16 protein-coding genes are annotated in these 14490 nt (G+C 52.1%); 1 reads left to right on the top strand and 15 read right to left on the bottom strand.

All coding sequences use genetic code 11. The features are described 5' to 3' along the window. Window positions 1-29: 29 nt before the first annotated feature. Window positions 30-1415 carry an MATE family efflux transporter gene (locus tag PUQ60_RS08520; protein WP_273380047.1) on the bottom strand — a complete coding sequence of 462 codons (1386 nt, stop codon included), beginning with the start codon at window positions 1413-1415 and terminating at the stop codon, window positions 30-32. A 138-nt stretch (window positions 1416-1553) separates the two neighbouring features. On the opposite strand from PUQ60_RS08520, the gene PUQ60_RS08515 reads away from it, so the two are divergent. Beyond that, the gene (locus PUQ60_RS08515) at window positions 1554-1775 is read left to right on the top strand and encodes a hypothetical protein (RefSeq protein WP_107001315.1); all 222 of its coding nucleotides are present in this window, start codon (window positions 1554-1556) and stop codon (window positions 1773-1775) included. Window positions 1776-1802: 27 nt separating this feature from the next. Here the strand turns inward: PUQ60_RS08515 and rlmH are convergent, their stop codons facing one another. The 14 genes from rlmH to PUQ60_RS08445 all read right to left on the bottom strand — a co-directional run bounded on the left by rlmH (window position 1803) and on the right by PUQ60_RS08445 (window position 13808). Then, window positions 1803-2282 carry a 23S rRNA (pseudouridine(1915)-N(3))-methyltransferase RlmH gene (rlmH, locus tag PUQ60_RS08510; RefSeq protein ID WP_118524089.1) on the bottom strand — a complete coding sequence of 160 codons (480 nt, stop codon included), beginning with the start codon at window positions 2280-2282 and terminating at the stop codon, window positions 1803-1805. Next, window positions 2279-3307 carry an alpha/beta hydrolase gene (locus PUQ60_RS08505; protein ID WP_107001314.1) on the bottom strand — a complete coding sequence of 343 codons (1029 nt, stop codon included), beginning with the start codon at window positions 3305-3307 and terminating at the stop codon, window positions 2279-2281. The genes rlmH and PUQ60_RS08505 overlap by 4 nt, the downstream gene beginning before the upstream one ends. Window positions 3308-3484: 177 nt before the next feature. After that, entirely contained in the window at window positions 3485-5461 is a 1977-nt protein-coding gene (locus PUQ60_RS08500; protein ID WP_273380051.1) for a DUF6320 domain-containing protein, read from the bottom strand. A gap of 91 nt (window positions 5462-5552) precedes the next feature. After that, a complete protein-coding gene (locus PUQ60_RS08495) occupies window positions 5553-6254 on the bottom strand; it encodes a response regulator transcription factor (protein WP_022359279.1) in 702 nt (233 codons plus the stop codon). 31 nt (window positions 6255-6285) lie between these two features. Next, window positions 6286-7065, bottom strand: coding sequence for a helix-hairpin-helix domain-containing protein (locus PUQ60_RS08490; protein ID WP_273380053.1), 780 nt, complete (start codon window positions 7063-7065; stop codon window positions 6286-6288). 85 nt (window positions 7066-7150) lie between these two features. After that, window positions 7151-7582 carry a DMT family transporter gene (locus PUQ60_RS08485; RefSeq protein WP_118482578.1) on the bottom strand — a complete coding sequence of 144 codons (432 nt, stop codon included), beginning with the start codon at window positions 7580-7582 and terminating at the stop codon, window positions 7151-7153. 182 nt (window positions 7583-7764) lie between these two features. Next, on the bottom strand, window positions 7765-8538 hold the full coding sequence (locus PUQ60_RS08480) for an SIMPL domain-containing protein (protein ID WP_273380055.1): 774 nt from the start codon (window positions 8536-8538) through the stop codon (window positions 7765-7767). Between the two features lie 155 nt (window positions 8539-8693). Then, entirely contained in the window at window positions 8694-9548 is an 855-nt protein-coding gene (locus PUQ60_RS08475) for a bifunctional 5,10-methylenetetrahydrofolate dehydrogenase/5,10-methenyltetrahydrofolate cyclohydrolase (protein WP_273380057.1), read from the bottom strand. Between the two features lie 72 nt (window positions 9549-9620). Next, window positions 9621-9953 carry an AzlD domain-containing protein gene (locus PUQ60_RS08470; RefSeq protein ID WP_117796890.1) on the bottom strand — a complete coding sequence of 111 codons (333 nt, stop codon included), beginning with the start codon at window positions 9951-9953 and terminating at the stop codon, window positions 9621-9623. A gap of 44 nt (window positions 9954-9997) precedes the next feature. Next, the gene (locus PUQ60_RS08465) at window positions 9998-10744 is read right to left on the bottom strand and encodes an AzlC family ABC transporter permease (RefSeq protein WP_273380059.1); all 747 of its coding nucleotides are present in this window, start codon (window positions 10742-10744) and stop codon (window positions 9998-10000) included. Between the two features lie 34 nt (window positions 10745-10778). Then, complete coding sequence (locus tag PUQ60_RS08460) at window positions 10779-11087, bottom strand: hypothetical protein (protein WP_273380061.1); 309 nt, start codon at window positions 11085-11087, stop codon at window positions 10779-10781. Window positions 11088-11092: 5 nt separating this feature from the next. Next, window positions 11093-12805: a single-stranded-DNA-specific exonuclease RecJ gene (recJ, locus tag PUQ60_RS08455; RefSeq protein WP_022359287.1), complete on the bottom strand. Its 1713-nt coding sequence runs from the start codon at window positions 12803-12805 to the stop codon at window positions 11093-11095. Window positions 12806-12841: 36 nt separating this feature from the next. Further along, window positions 12842-13366, bottom strand: a complete 525-nt coding sequence (locus PUQ60_RS08450; protein ID WP_273380062.1) for a M48 family metallopeptidase — start codon at window positions 13364-13366, stop codon at window positions 12842-12844. Between the two features lie 16 nt (window positions 13367-13382). Next, the gene (locus tag PUQ60_RS08445) at window positions 13383-13808 is read right to left on the bottom strand and encodes a hypothetical protein (protein WP_273380063.1); all 426 of its coding nucleotides are present in this window, start codon (window positions 13806-13808) and stop codon (window positions 13383-13385) included. Between the last annotated feature and the right edge of the window lie 682 nt (window positions 13809-14490).

The following is a 14490-nucleotide window of genomic DNA, read 5'->3' as shown; positions in this document are numbered from 1 at the left end:
TGAAGGACTGGCTAAAATATACCATCCGCCTATGCATGCACGGACGCACTTTCCATCCGCCGCAGCCGCTTCACCTCTACACCTGCCATCGCAAGCGCCACCACACCCGCGACAAAGTCCGCGATCGGTCCGGCATACATAATGCCGTCAATGCCAATAAACAGCGGCAGAATCACAATCAGCGGCAGCAAAAAGAGAATCTGGCGCGTCAGGGACAGAAAAATACCCTTTTTCGGTTTTCCAATCGCCGTAAACAGGTTCGACGCAATCGGCTGAACACAGTTTAAGAACGTGAAAAACAAGTAAATCCGGAAATATTTTTCCGCAAACTGGAAATACATCTCCGATCCTTCCCCGAACAGCCCGATGATCGGACGCGGAATCAGCTGGAAACACGCAAAGGACACCGCCGACACCACAAATCCCCACCGGAGCGCCAACCCATACACCTGCCGCACGCGCGCATAATTTTTCGCGCCATAGTTAAAGCTCGCAATCGGCTGCATTCCCTGCGAAAGCCCGATGACGATCGAGAAAAAGACCTGATTGACCTTCGTGATAATGCCGGCACACGCCAGCGGAATGGATTCGCCATAATCGGAATGTGCGCCGTAGTAGGTCAGCGATTTATTTAATACGATCTGCACCACCAGCATCGCAAGCTGGTTGAAAAAGGCCGCTGCCCCCAATGAGGTAATCATACTTACATATGTTTCCTGCGGGCGAAGGTGTGCCGCCGTGAGCCGCCCGTTCTTGTAGCGGCGCAGATACCGGATCACCAGAATTCCCGAAAAAATCTGTCCAATGATCGTCGCCAGCGCAGCACCCGCCATTCCCATATGAAATCCAAAAATAAACAGCGGATCGAGCATCGTATTGATCAGTGCCCCGGATAAATTGTATAGCATCGCATTGCGCGGGCTTCCGTCCGCCCTCACCAGATGCCCGCCGCCGTTGGTCAGAATCAGAAATGGAAATCCCAGAGCCGTGATACCCGTATACGTTTTGGCATACGCCAGCACATTGTCCGGCGAACCGAAAAAGCGCAGCATCGGAGTCAGGCATAAAAGCGCCACAGCCCCCAGAATCACACCGCTTCCAAACAGAAGCGTCGCCGCATTTCCAATATAAAATAACGCCTTTTCACGCTCGCCGCCTCCCAGCGTCAGGTTAAAGGACGCCGCACCGCCGATTCCAAACAGAAGCGCCAGCGCCACACAGGAGATCGTCAACGGAAACGCCACGTTCGTTGCTGCATTCCCCAGCTCTCCCACGCTTCTTCCGATAAAAAACTGATCGACGATATTATAAAGGGCGCCTACCAGCATCGCGATAATGCTTGGCACCGCAAACTGCCGCAAAAGCCCGCCGATCGGCTCCGTGCCTAGTATATTTTTCTTCTGTACCTGTTCCATGAATCTTGATTCTCCTGTCTACGTTACTGCGAACAGTTACCAGTCTCCCTCTCGTTACTGATAATTTTTCCTCTTTACACGCCTTCCCCGCGCATGATACACTACCATCAGTTATTAAAACGGAAAGGACTTAATCATATGAATCTTTCATCCTTACTGCAATTTCGGGACGAGTGGGCGCGTTTCAAAGCCCGCCACCCTAAATTTTCCCCTTTTCTGAAAGCCGCCTACACCCGCGCGCTGCGCGAGGACAGCGTCATTTCCCTGAAGGTAACCGCCCCGGACGGAACCGAGGTGGCATCTAACTTAAAGGTCAAAAAAGAGGATCTCGAACTGCTCTCACGCATTATGAATAGCTGATTTTTAATCACCCATCATGCATTATGTCTACTTATGATACGGTTCTCCTTTTATAATCCGGAAACTCCGGTAAATCTGTTCCAGCAAAATCACGCGCATCAGCTGGTGTGGAAAGGTCAGGCGCGAAAAGCTGATCTTCGTGTCCGCACGGTTTAACACCGCCTGCGACAACCCCAGCGAACCTCCGATGATAAACTGCAGATGGCTCTCACCTCGCACGCCCAGGTCTTCCATCCATGCCGCCATCTCCTCCGAGGAACGCTGCTTTCCATCGATCGCAAGCGCAATCACATACGCGTCCTCCTTGATATGCGCCAGAATCCGCTCACCTTCCTTGTCGCGGATCTGCGTTTCCTGCAGCTCACTCGCCTTATCCGGCGTTTTTTCATCCGCCACCTGCACGATCTCCAGACGGCAGTAACGCCCCAGCCGCTTGCTGTACTCCGCGATCGCCGCCTCCAGATATTTTTCCTTAATTTTTCCTACTGTCACTAACGTAATCTTCACTTTTTAAGCTCCCGTTTTAAAAATGCCAACAGATTCAGCCGCGCCCGGTCTTCCGTCTCTTTGCGTCTCGTTTTTACCTTTTTCACGACCGTTCCCTCCGGCTCCCGATGAATCCGGTAGATGATCCGCAGATATTCCGCAACCTCTTCCCACGCCTCGCGGCTCTCCGGGATCAGGTCGAGTCCCATCTGGAATACATGGAACATCCCGTCATAGACCGAGCAGCGCACCTTGACGCCCTCGGCGCGCGCCTTTTTCGCTGCCGCCCTCGTATCATCTAAAAGCACCTCATACGCGCCCACCTGCATCAGCATCGGCGGAAATCCTTCAAAATCTCCAAACAGCGGTGACAGATACGGATTTTTCGGGTTGGCATTCCCGATGTAGCTGCACTGGTACAACATATTTTCCTTCGAATTACCAAACAGTGGATCGATCGTATAATTTTCCTCATACGATGCCCCGCTCAGACTTACATCCGTCCACGGCGACATCGTGATAATGCCCGCAGGAAGCGGCAGCCCGTGATCTTTCGCATACAGACAGAGCGCCAGCGCCAGGCCGCCGCCCGCCGAATCCCCGGCTACCACGATCTGGGACGGCTGGTATTTCTTCTCTTCCAGAAGCCATCGGTACGCGTACACCGCATCCTCCAGCGCCGCCGGATACGGATGCTCCGGCGCCACCCGGTAGTCCGGCGTCAGAACATCCGCGCCGAAGCTGATCTGCGAATACTTAACCGCAAACCGCCGGTAAATATTTTTCATCGGACCGATATACCCGCCGCCGTGCAGCTGCAAAATGACGCGCCCCGTCACCGCCTGCTTCGGCTTCAAATATTCCATCACAAACTGTTCTGTTTTTACCAGCTCATAAATATATTCCGCCGGACATCTCCACGCCGGTTCGACCGGATTTTTCCGGAATTCGCCGGTCTGGATCGGCTTCTTTAACGATGTCTCCATCACGTCACTCATCATATCACGCGTCAGATTGCCTATCATGCTGACTGTTTTCCGACTCATGCTTCTTCCCTTTCTTTCATCCAAATTTCTATTTTCGTATTTTTATACACAGTTTCTTTACTATACCTGTTTTTTCTGCCATTGACATTTTCTTTTTGTTCCATTTGAATTCCAAAACATTATGTCAACCAAACCAATTACCGTTTCATAAGTTAGAATCAGCCTCATTTTCTCCCTCTACACATGAAACCGCCTCTTCAATTCCCGCTTCACACTCCGGTCGCCCAGAATCACCGTCGCCGCCAGCGCTGCCACCGACACACCTGCTGCCAGCACCGTCAGAAGCGGATGATGCGTCCACCCGATTTTCCAGAAAATCAACGGCACAAAGCTCAGAAATGTAATTGTGATCTGATACATAAAATAGATCTGCCAGTTCATCCGGTTGACTAACATCATCAGAAGAACCGCCGCCACCTCAAACAGTGCGACGCATGGGATCGCGTAGTCCACCGACCACCCCCGAAGCCCTGTTAGCGCGTCAATCAGAAGCAAAATTGCCTGAATTCCCAGGGACTGCCGCACCAGCGTTCCTGCCAGGCTCGCATGCCGCATGACCGAAAACCGCAGAGTCATCGCCACATATGCCGCCGCGCCCGCCGTCAGAAGCGACCATTTAAACGGAATCCGATGATAAGTCGCCAGATTCGTAAGCCCCGCCAGAAGCGATACGAGCACCAATGACACATAAAATCCCCGCACCGCACGGCGCACGCGCTCTCGATCCTGGGCAATCACTGGATAACGTCCTTTATCATGCTCCGTATCCGTGATTCCATTGCTCTCGCGCTCTACCCGGATGCCCTTTTCCTCCAAAAAGTGAAAGAAAAACTCCGGAAGCCGGTTCTCTGCCATCGCGCTCGTAAACGACAGACATAATTTCCCGTCATACGCCACTGCCCCGCATTTCATCCGCTGCTTCGGCGATGCGCCGACAAGAAGCTGAAAGCCCTCGATCGAATCTTTCAGTTCCTCCCGAACCTGCGCCGGTCCGATATTGGAAAATGTCATCGTGTGGGCGCGGCTGGTGTGCAGAAAAATCAACTGCATCGCCAGATGTTTGACAAATAGCGGGATCGCCCGCACATACCATTTTTTCTCATTCGACACATTGTAGGAGATCGTCTCCTCCAGCCGCTCCTTCACGATCTGCTCATCCATCTGGCGGCTCACAGACGCAATCACTTCTTCCAATGCCTCCGGCGCCTTTCCCGCCGCCCACGAAATATTCACGACAGCAAAGAAGTTTGCCAGCGTCTCCGACTCAAAAAAACTCCGTAGGTTCACCGGAAGATTGAGCGCCACCGGACGTTTCAGCGTTTTCCCATCCGTCTCCGTCTGGATGATCGCCCAGAGAAGCACCGCCGCCAGATATTTGGTGATGCTGACCCCCACCTTCCTGCATTCCGTCTTCAGTGCCGACACCTCAATCGTCCCCTGCAGCACTGCCATCTGATCAAATGGGAGAAATTTCCCCTGAATCGCAATCGCCGGTCTGCTGTTATAATGCCGATGCGGCAGTTTCCGGTAATGTCGCAGATAATCGTCCTCCCGGAGCGGCGAAAACTCCCGCTCCTGCACCACAACCGGCAATTTTTTCACCAGTTCCAGATAATGTTCTGTAAGCCGTGAAGCAAACCGCAGCGCCCCCAGTCCGTCCGTCAGCCCGTGAAACACTTCAAAATTGATCCTGCATCCATAGTAGCTCACACGGAATGGGAACCGCGCGCCCCGGTGCGGATCAATGAAACGGCACGGTGCACTTTGTTCTTCTTCCACGCCCGGATTCCGGTTGTTCGTCTCAAAATAATACCAGAAAAATCCCTTCCGCAGCTTCACCCGGAAATTTTCAAACTCCGGAAGTGTCCGCACAAGCGCCCTTTGCAAAAGCTCCGGATCTACTTTTTCTTTCAGAACCGCCGAAATCCGGAATACACTGCTTAAATCCTCGCCCGACACCGCCGCAAAGAGCTTCGCCGTGTTATCCAGCCGCCTCCACGCGGCGCCCTGGATGCGAAGACGCTTTTTCTTTGGTTTTTCCTCTCGTTTCTTCTCCACTTTTTCTGAAACTATCTGTCCCGGCTTTTCCTGCTTCCCTGCAATTTCATCCTTCTGATCCTGTTCTTGGTTTTCCTCGTTCATTCTCTGCCCCATCTGCCTTTTCCACCTAAAGAAAAAGAGCAGCTGCCGGGATACACACTCCCCTGCAGCGCCCCTTTCATCCTCTTCTGAGTTCTTTTCCACATTACCGAATCCGGAAATAATACCCCACGCCCCATTTCGTATGTACATATTTCGGATCACTCGGACTCGGCTCGATCTTCTCGCGCAGCCGCCGCACATGAACGTCTACGGTGCGGACATCGCCGCCCGCCGCCGCCCGGTTGCCCCAGACAAAGCGCAGCAGCTCCTCGCGGCTGTAAACCTTGCCCGGATTGCACACCAGAAGCTCCAGAAGGTCAAATTCTTTCGCGGTCAGATTGATCTCGCGGGAAGCGATAAAGACCCGGCGGCTGTCCGAATCCAGCGTCAGATCGCCCGCCTCGATGACTTTCTTTGTCTGCTGCGGCTCCTGTCTCGATTTCTTGGAGTTGCGGCGCAGGATCGCCTTGATGCGCGCCTTTACTTCCAAAATGTTAAATGGCTTCGTGATATAATCATCGGCGCCGTATTCCAGCCCCAGAATCTTATCCATATCGTCGCCTTTTGCGGTCAGCATAATGATCGGCATCTCAGAGAACTCCCGGATTGCCTGGCAGACTTCAAATCCGTTCAGCTTCGGCAGCATCACGTCCAGAAGAACCATATCATACTCCGTCTCCTTCGCCATCTGAAGCGCTTCCTCCCCGTCATAGGCGCAGGCAACTTCAAATCCATCCTGTTCCAGACTGAAACGGATTCCTTTTACTATTAATTTTTCATCATCTACCACTAATACCTTCGCCATTCTCCACCTCAACCACTATGCTTCTATCTCTCTATACTGTAATCTTATCTTTTATCTTCTGAAATGCCGCGTTCTTGATGCCAGGCACCTTCATAATATCCTCAATCGTCCGAAAACCGCCCTTCTGCTCCCGGTAAGAAAGAATCGCTTCCGCCCGCGCCGCGCCGATACCGCTTAAAGTCATCAACTCTTCTTTGGAAGCTGTGTTTAAATTAATCAATGCTGCACTGCTTCCAGATTTCTGCGAAGCTGACTCGCTGCCATTCCCAGCAGCGCCTCCGGCTCCCAGAAGCCCGGAGACATCCTTCCCTGTTTCCTGATATTTCCGAATCTCTTCCCGGCTCGGAATCCGAAGCTGCTGTCCATCCTCGATCGCCTGCGCCAGATTTACAGATTCCTGCGCCGCCTCCGACGTCATCCCGCCCGCCTTTTCAACCGCCTCATACATACGGCTGCCCGCCGGAAGCTCATAGACGCCCGGTGCGGCTACCTCGCCGCAGACGTGGATATATAGGATTCTCGGTTCCGGCGTTTGGGGATTTTCTTTTGATTGCCCCTCAGGCGCAGCGTTCTCTGCTGCTTCATTATCCCCATCCACTGCCCCGCCGTTTGACCGTTTTGCTGAACGTTCGGAGCTTTCCTGCGAATCATCCACTTCTTTTGAAAAACTGTTCTGCGTCTCCAGCACCACCGTCTGCTTCTCTCGCCGGCTCTGCACACCAAAACACAAAACAGCCGCCAAAAATACCACGCCGACTGCCCCTGTTCGCATCCATCGTTTCCGATTTACTGTTTGATTTGTCTGTTTCATCTTCTGCACCCCTCTTTTTCCGAGGCGCGTTTTGTCCGTAATTCTATTCTAACCAAAACCCCCTTTAAACACAAGCAGAAAATTTTTATTCCCATCTGAAAATCACAATCCCCGCAATCGCAACCGCCGCCCCGATCGCCTTGCGCCACTCAAATCCCGCTTTCTCCACACCGAACCAGCCAAACACCTCAATCAGGTACGCCACCAGGATCTGCGCCACGACGATCAGAAGCGCTGATTTTGCCGGTCCCAGCGCGTCAAAGCTCTTGATGACCGTGTACGTGATAAATGCCCCGATCACGCCGCCGGTCAGCATATACCGCGGTTCGATCTGCCAAAGCTCCGATACCGCGCCGCGTCCCGTAAAAAGCCACATCACCAGGCAAACCACAAACGCACTTATCTGCACCCAGCCAGCCGATACCCACATGCTGGTCTGCTTCATCACGGCAGAATTAAACACGCCCTGTATACTCATGAGTGCGCCGGAAACCAGCGCGGTTATCATTCCCCACATAAAAAATAAACCTCCGCATTCTGTTCTACATTCTCATGAAACAGCAGCCGTTTCCGACCATTCATTTCACACTGTTAGTATCCCAGATATGCGAAGGTTTATACAATTTGTGTTTATTCCCTTTTCCTGTTTAAAATCCGATTTTTCCTCCGAAATCAGACAACCTTTCATGCAGCTGATCCCTATTGAATGGAAAACGTAGCCGACACCTCTGCCTCAACATCCACCTGCCCCGGCATCAGGTTTCTGCCTGCACCCGCATCTTCCATCGCCGTTTCCTTCATCGCCATGCCGCTGCTGTAAGAAGTGTCATAATAACGCGCCTGCTGCCCGCTGCTGTACTCCTGCACATTCGTCATCATTCCCAGCTTGCAGCCGCCTGCCTCCGCCATCGCTTCGGCTTTCACGCGCGCCGACTCAATGGCTTTTTTGAGCGCTTCCTGATAAATCTCATCAAAATTGCTGCACTGGTACTGGACCGAATCGATCGAATTGATACCCGCATTGACCGAATCGCTGATGATCGCCCCTGCATCCTCAATCGCAACATCCGATACAACAACCTCCGTCGTCATCTCATAACCAGTGATCTTCTTGCCATTGTCCCAGTCATAGATCGGATTCAGCCCCAGACCGCTCGTCTGCACCGAGGTATCTGCAATTCCCTTTTCCTTCAAAAGCGCCAGAACCGCATCCAAATCCGTCTGATTCTCCGACTGGCAGGTGCTCGCATCCGCCGCCTGTGAATAGACACTGTAGGTAATTTCCGCAATATCCGGCTCCGCCTTGATTTTCTCCTGGCTCGTCACCGTGATCCCCGTATTTTCCGCCGACTGCACCGTCACCGATGCCGGTGCGGACGTACAACCTGCCAGGCCTGCCGCCGACGTCATTGTCATCGTGCCTGCTGCCAGCAGAAATGCCATCCTGTTTCGCATCATCCCCATTTTTCTCATAAAAAAATTCCTCCCGTTTTTCTGTTTCATCCGTGAGTTCCACCCCACAATGGGTTCGGACCTTCCGGAGCAACAACTGGTACACTGTCATTCTTACTATAGTTATACCTGAAAACGAGAGGAAATGTATTGCTTTTCTCTTAACTTTCTTTCGCTTATTTATTACTATTTTTTTCCTGTTTCATCCGTGCTGCACGCACCAGATGCTGTGCCAGAACCGCCGTCGTCACGCCGCCGACACCGCCCGGAACCGGTGTTGCCGCCGAAGCAGTTCCTTCCAGATCGGCAAAATCCACATCGCCGCAGAGTTTTCCATTTTCATCTATATTGATCCCAACGTCAATGACAACCGCATCCTTTTTTACATAGGTGTGGTTGATCATCGCTGCTTTTCCCACGCAGGCAGTCAGAATATCCGCCTCCCGGCATACCTCCGGCAGACTGGCAGTTCTCGAGTGGCAGATGGTCACGGTCGCATTTTCATGCAGAAGCAGCATCGAAAGCGGGCGTCCCACAACCATGCTTCTTCCTACGACTGCCACCCGTTTGCCAGAAAGCGCGATATCGTTCATTTTCAGCATGCATACCACTGCCTCCGCCGTACACGGCGCAAAACCGCTCGTATCGCCGCTGAACACCTTGGCAATATTGACTGGCGAAATACCGTCCAGATCCTTCGCCGGATCGATCATTTTTTCAATATCCTGCTCGTTGATCTGTTTTGGAAGCGGGCGTAGCATTAAAATACCGTCCACCGACGCATCCGCATTGATCGCCGCAAACTCCTTCTTAAATGCCTCATCCGAGATATCTCCCGGAAATACCTTCGATTCCACCTCAAGCCCGAACGATGTCAGCTTCTTCGTTGCGCCTTTCTCATAGGAAATATCATCCGGATTCTCGCCCACCCGGATAATCGTCAGTTTCGGCACCCATGTCAGGGTTTCCAGCCCTTTTTCTACCTGCTCTTTCAGCTTTGCCGAAACAGCGGCTCCCTTCATTGTAATCATCTTGTCTGCACCTTTCGTTTTTATTTATGATGAATTTCCCGCGCTTTCGCGCATATTCATTTTAAATTTTTCTTAAAATGAAAGCGACGCCAAAAGACCGGCTCCGCCTGCCATCTCAAGCAGGTAAACCGTCACAATCGCCGCGATCGCCACTACCACCAGGCTCTTTCCCTTATATCCCAAAATCACCGCTACGATCGTTCCTCCGACCGCCGAATAGAGATGTCCTGTGGAGGTAAATACATCCGGAAATGTCAGTGCCCCCAGCACTGCATACGGCGTATAATCTAAGAAAGATCGGATAAACTTCGAACGGATCTGTTTCCGGAAAATCGTAACTGGAAGAACACGCGGAATATATGTAACCAGTGCCATCAAAAGGACACAGGTCAGCACGTATTTCATATCGAGTGTTCCGGCTGCTCCTGCTGCCTCTGCTGCTGTATTCATCATTCTGCCCCCTCTTTCTGACTCTCGTCCTGGCCGGCTTCTTTACCGTCCGGATCATGCGGGAATTTCCATGCACCGAACGCCGATGCCACGATCGTAACCAGAATCACCCGGAAACCGGAGGAAATACCGGCAAAAACCGGAACATATTTTAAAATGCACACCATCACAACTGCCAGAATGATGACGCAGCACACCGACCGCGATTTGCGTGCCGCCGGCAGAATCAGTGCAATAAACATCGCGTACAGGGCAATTCCCATCGCATTCTGCAGCGCCTGCGGCAGAACCGCCGAGATCGCGCCTCCCAGCCAGGTTCCAAGATTCCACCCCAGAATCGGCATCGTGATAAGTCCCAGCATATACGACGCTTTCAAAATGCCCGGATGCAGGGAACTGACGACAAACGTCTCATCCGTGATGCCAAATGCCAGTGCCAGGCGCGCCCCGGTTCCCGTCTTTTCATCGAGCTTCTGGGACAGGGACAGTGACATCAGCATATAGCGCAGGTTGATGACAAACGTTGTCAATGCCACCTCAAAGTACCCAGCCCCCGCCAGAATCAGGTTTGTCCCTGCGAACTGTCCGGCGCTCGTTAAGTTCGTCAGCGATATAAAAACTGCTACCCAGACCGGCAGACCGCCCGACACCGCCAGGAAGCCAAACGTAAAGGAGACCGGCAGATACCCCAGTCCAATGGGGATACCGCTCTTTAGCCCCTCATAAAATGTCTTTTTCCAACTCATTCTACTTTTTCACTCTTTCTGTTCACGCAACCGTCTATTTTTCAGGCTTCACATACCGCGCATGCTGCCCGTTCAGCCACTCTACCCCGCTCACAATTCCTTCTTCCGAAAATGGAAATTCCTCGTGAGTCTTCTCCTCTTCCGGCGTTGCGTCGTATCCATATGGTTCCGGCCACGATGTCACGGTCAGGACTGTCTCCTCGACCGTCTCGCCATCTGCGCCGTCTTCTTTCGGTACTTCGCGCTTTGTCATCTCCATCCGGTAGCGCATCCCGGTATCACTTCCGGTAAATTTTTCTTTTTTCAGGAAATTGACCGGCATCACATCTTTTCTCGTTATCATGCCATTTACCCCCGGAATTTATAACGGCGGATCACCGCCTGCAGCGTTTTTCTTCCATTGTACTCATTGATGTCCGGATAATACACGACGTCGATCTCCCGCCGTCCGGCGCGCTCTTCCTCAAACGCCGTTCCGTCACCGAAATATAGCGCCTCGATCGCGTGTCCGTCTGTCTCTTCCAACGTCATTTTTACGACATTCCGGTTGCGCCCCAGTACGCGGCTCGCCCGGATGCGGAGTGATTTCTCTGCAAACAGCGGCTTTTCGTTGCCCTGTCCAAACGGTTCGAGACAGGAAAGCTCCCTCACAAGGCGTTCTGTCACATATCCCACCGGCATCGGCACATCGATCCAGACTTTCGCTTTAAAATCTTCCTCCGTCAGCCCCGCATTTTCATTCAGTCTGCGCCGGAACTCGTCAATGTTCTTCTCTTCCAGCGAAAGCCCGGCTGCCAGCGGATGACCGCCAAATTTGAGCAGCAGATCGCTGACCTCTGTCAGCTTTTTAAACATATGGTACTCATCGATGGAACGTCCCGAGCCTTTGACCGCCTCCTCGCCGCGCGTCAGCACGATCGCCGGCTTCTGATAATATTCCCTCAGGCGCCCTGCAATAATGCCCGCCAGCGATTCATGGCATTCCGGCAGAAAGACCACCAGCACCTTGTCCTTCTGGTACCAGCTCTCTACCTGCAGCTTCGCCGCCTCAGTCCCCTGCTCGGTCATATCCTTGCGGGTATCATTTAATTCCTTAAGTTCCTCTGCCAGGCGTTCCGCCTCTTCCTCACTCTGCGCCCGCAGAAGCGCCAGCGCTTCCTTTGCCGTTTTTAATCGTCCGCCCGCATTCAGGCACGGTCCAATGACAAATCCGATATGGTATGCTGTGATCGCCCCCAGATCAAGATTATTTTTCTCCGCCAGTCTGCGAAGCCCTAGATTTTTGGTCTGCGCCATCTTTTTAAGACCGTATTTTACCAGAATCCGGTTCTCATCCTGCAGCTTCATCACATCACCGACCGTCGCAATCGCGGCAAATTCAAGCAAATCCAGCCATTCCATCTGCGGCACGCCCCGGCGGGCATATAAAACCTGCACCAGCTTGTATGCCACCACTGCGCCGCAGATCTCCGGAAATGGGTACGGACAGTCTGCCTGTTTCGGATCGATCACCGCATCCGCCGGTGGAATCTTCTCTTTTTCCCCATCTAAGGGCACCTCATGATGATCCGTGATGACAACCGTCATGCCATATTTCTTCGCCAGCTCCACCTGATGGAACGCGGAAATACCATTGTCACAAGTCAGAATCACCTCCACGCCGTCCGCGTGCGCCTGTTCGATGATCGATTCATTGATTCCGTAGCCATCCTTGATGCGATCCGGTATCTCAAAATCTACATCACTGCCCAGCCGTTCAAATGCCTGCAATAATATGTACGTCGAACAGACGCCGTCAATATCATAATCACCGACGATCCGTATCTTCTTTCCAGTATCCACAGCCTCACACAGGATGGAAACGGCACACTCCATATCTTTTAACAGCATCGGATCATACAGATCATCCAGCGTGCCATTTAAATAGCGGTCGATCGCCGCCTCTCCTTCGATCCCACGGTTCCGGATAATACGCGCCGTAACCGGATCGATCCGAAACCGCGCCCCGATCTGCTTAAAATCTGCTTTCTTGGTCTGAAGCATCCAGACTTCTTCTGCCATTTTGTTCCTCCTATTATCTATGTCTGTGCTTCTTTTCTATATCACATACTCCCTAAGCCGCCTGCGCCGTTCCCGCCAGTCCGGCAGTATATTCTCCACCTGCGTCCAGAAACGCGCGGAATGGTTCATTTCTAGCCGGTGTGCCAGCTCATGGACAATCACATAATTCATCAGATCCTCCGGCAAAAGTACCAGCCGCCAGTTAAAATTTAGGTTTCCAGCTGCGCTGCAGCTTCCCCAACGCGTTTTCTGGTTCCGGATTGTGATTTTTCCATAGGTTACGCCCATGCACGCCGCATATAAAGCAACCCGGTGCATGAGCACCGGGCGCAGCTTTTCTGTGAAATTTCGGATTTCTTCCGCTCCATATGTTCTCCGGTTCCTCTGGCGTTCCACCGCTTCTTTATAATGGACTTCAATCCAGTCGCGGTGCTCCTCGGCAAACCGCATCGCAGCCTGCACCGAAGCCCTCCTCGGAATCCGGAGTACCAGGCGTCCTTCCGCCGTGATCTGGATGGCAATCGTCTTCCGGGAAGACCGAACCACCTCACATGGAATCAATCCTTCTTCCGGCTCATCAGATAACGGAGAATGCCATGGGTTTTGTATCCTCAAGTATTGCATACAATTTCCCGTCTCTTTCATCGATTGTGCGCGCCGCATCTTCCAGTGCGCGTTCCAGACGTTTTTCCAGTTTTTTCTTCTCATCATCCGCCGCTTCATCCCGGATTACTTCCAGGCAGTAATCATCTGCCAAGCGGGCAGCCAGCATCTGTACCAGACCATCCAATGTCTTCTCCGGTGTCTCCAGAATTTTCTTAAACTCCGGATCCTCCGGCTGTTCTTCTGTATCCATCTCATACGGATCCCGCTCGTTCATCTCAATCACATTCATCCATTCCGGTTTTTCATCGGCATTGGTAAAATTCATCTGACCGACCAGGCAGTCGTAAATCTCTGCCTCGCTCGATATCTGCTTCATATCTAACTGAACTAACTGCATCTCTTCTCCTTTCCGCTGTGTCAGAATCCGTGATGCATCTCCCAGCTTCTTCCCAGCCTTTCTATTTTATTCTGCCCACTTAAAACCTACGCGTTCAGCAGCGCCACCGCTGCAAAAAACGGCACCAGCCATTTCGCGACAGAACCAATTTTTATCAGATATTCTGTTTTCATAATTCCTCCACGCGGTCTTTCATAGAAACCGCAAAGCTATCTGCCTTGATAGGGACAGCCCTATTATTATATCGGTCATGCGGTAAAAAGTCAATTCCGGGCTGTCGTAAACGGAATAAAGAATGTGCTCAGGGTTACGGTTCGCACACGTGTGCCCATCAACGGGATTTTGCCGATACTGCACATTCCAAATCGACAAAATCTGCTGACAGAACTGTATCGTACGGAATTTTCAGTTCAGAAAATTCCTACCTGTGAACAGTTGCTGCCTTGACACATTCTCGCGCCGAGCGCGTCGCTTGCGACAACCTGCATCTTCGCGCGAGTGCACATCATTGGCACGTTAGTGCATTTTTGTGTAATAGGAAATTCCTTGGAATTCCCTATTATACAAAAAAAGCACCCTCAAAAGGATGCTTTTTGCTCTCTGACAACCAGAGAAATCGACGTGCGTGAGAAGATTCGAACTCCCGACACCTTGGTCCGTAGCCAAGTGCTCTATCCAGCTG

The organism is Clostridium sp. AF02-29 (genome assembly GCF_934835585.1).
GTDB classification, from domain to species: domain Bacteria; phylum Bacillota; class Clostridia; order Lachnospirales; family Lachnospiraceae; genus Otoolea; species Otoolea fessa.
This window is presented reverse-complemented; position numbering and strand designations above follow the sequence as displayed.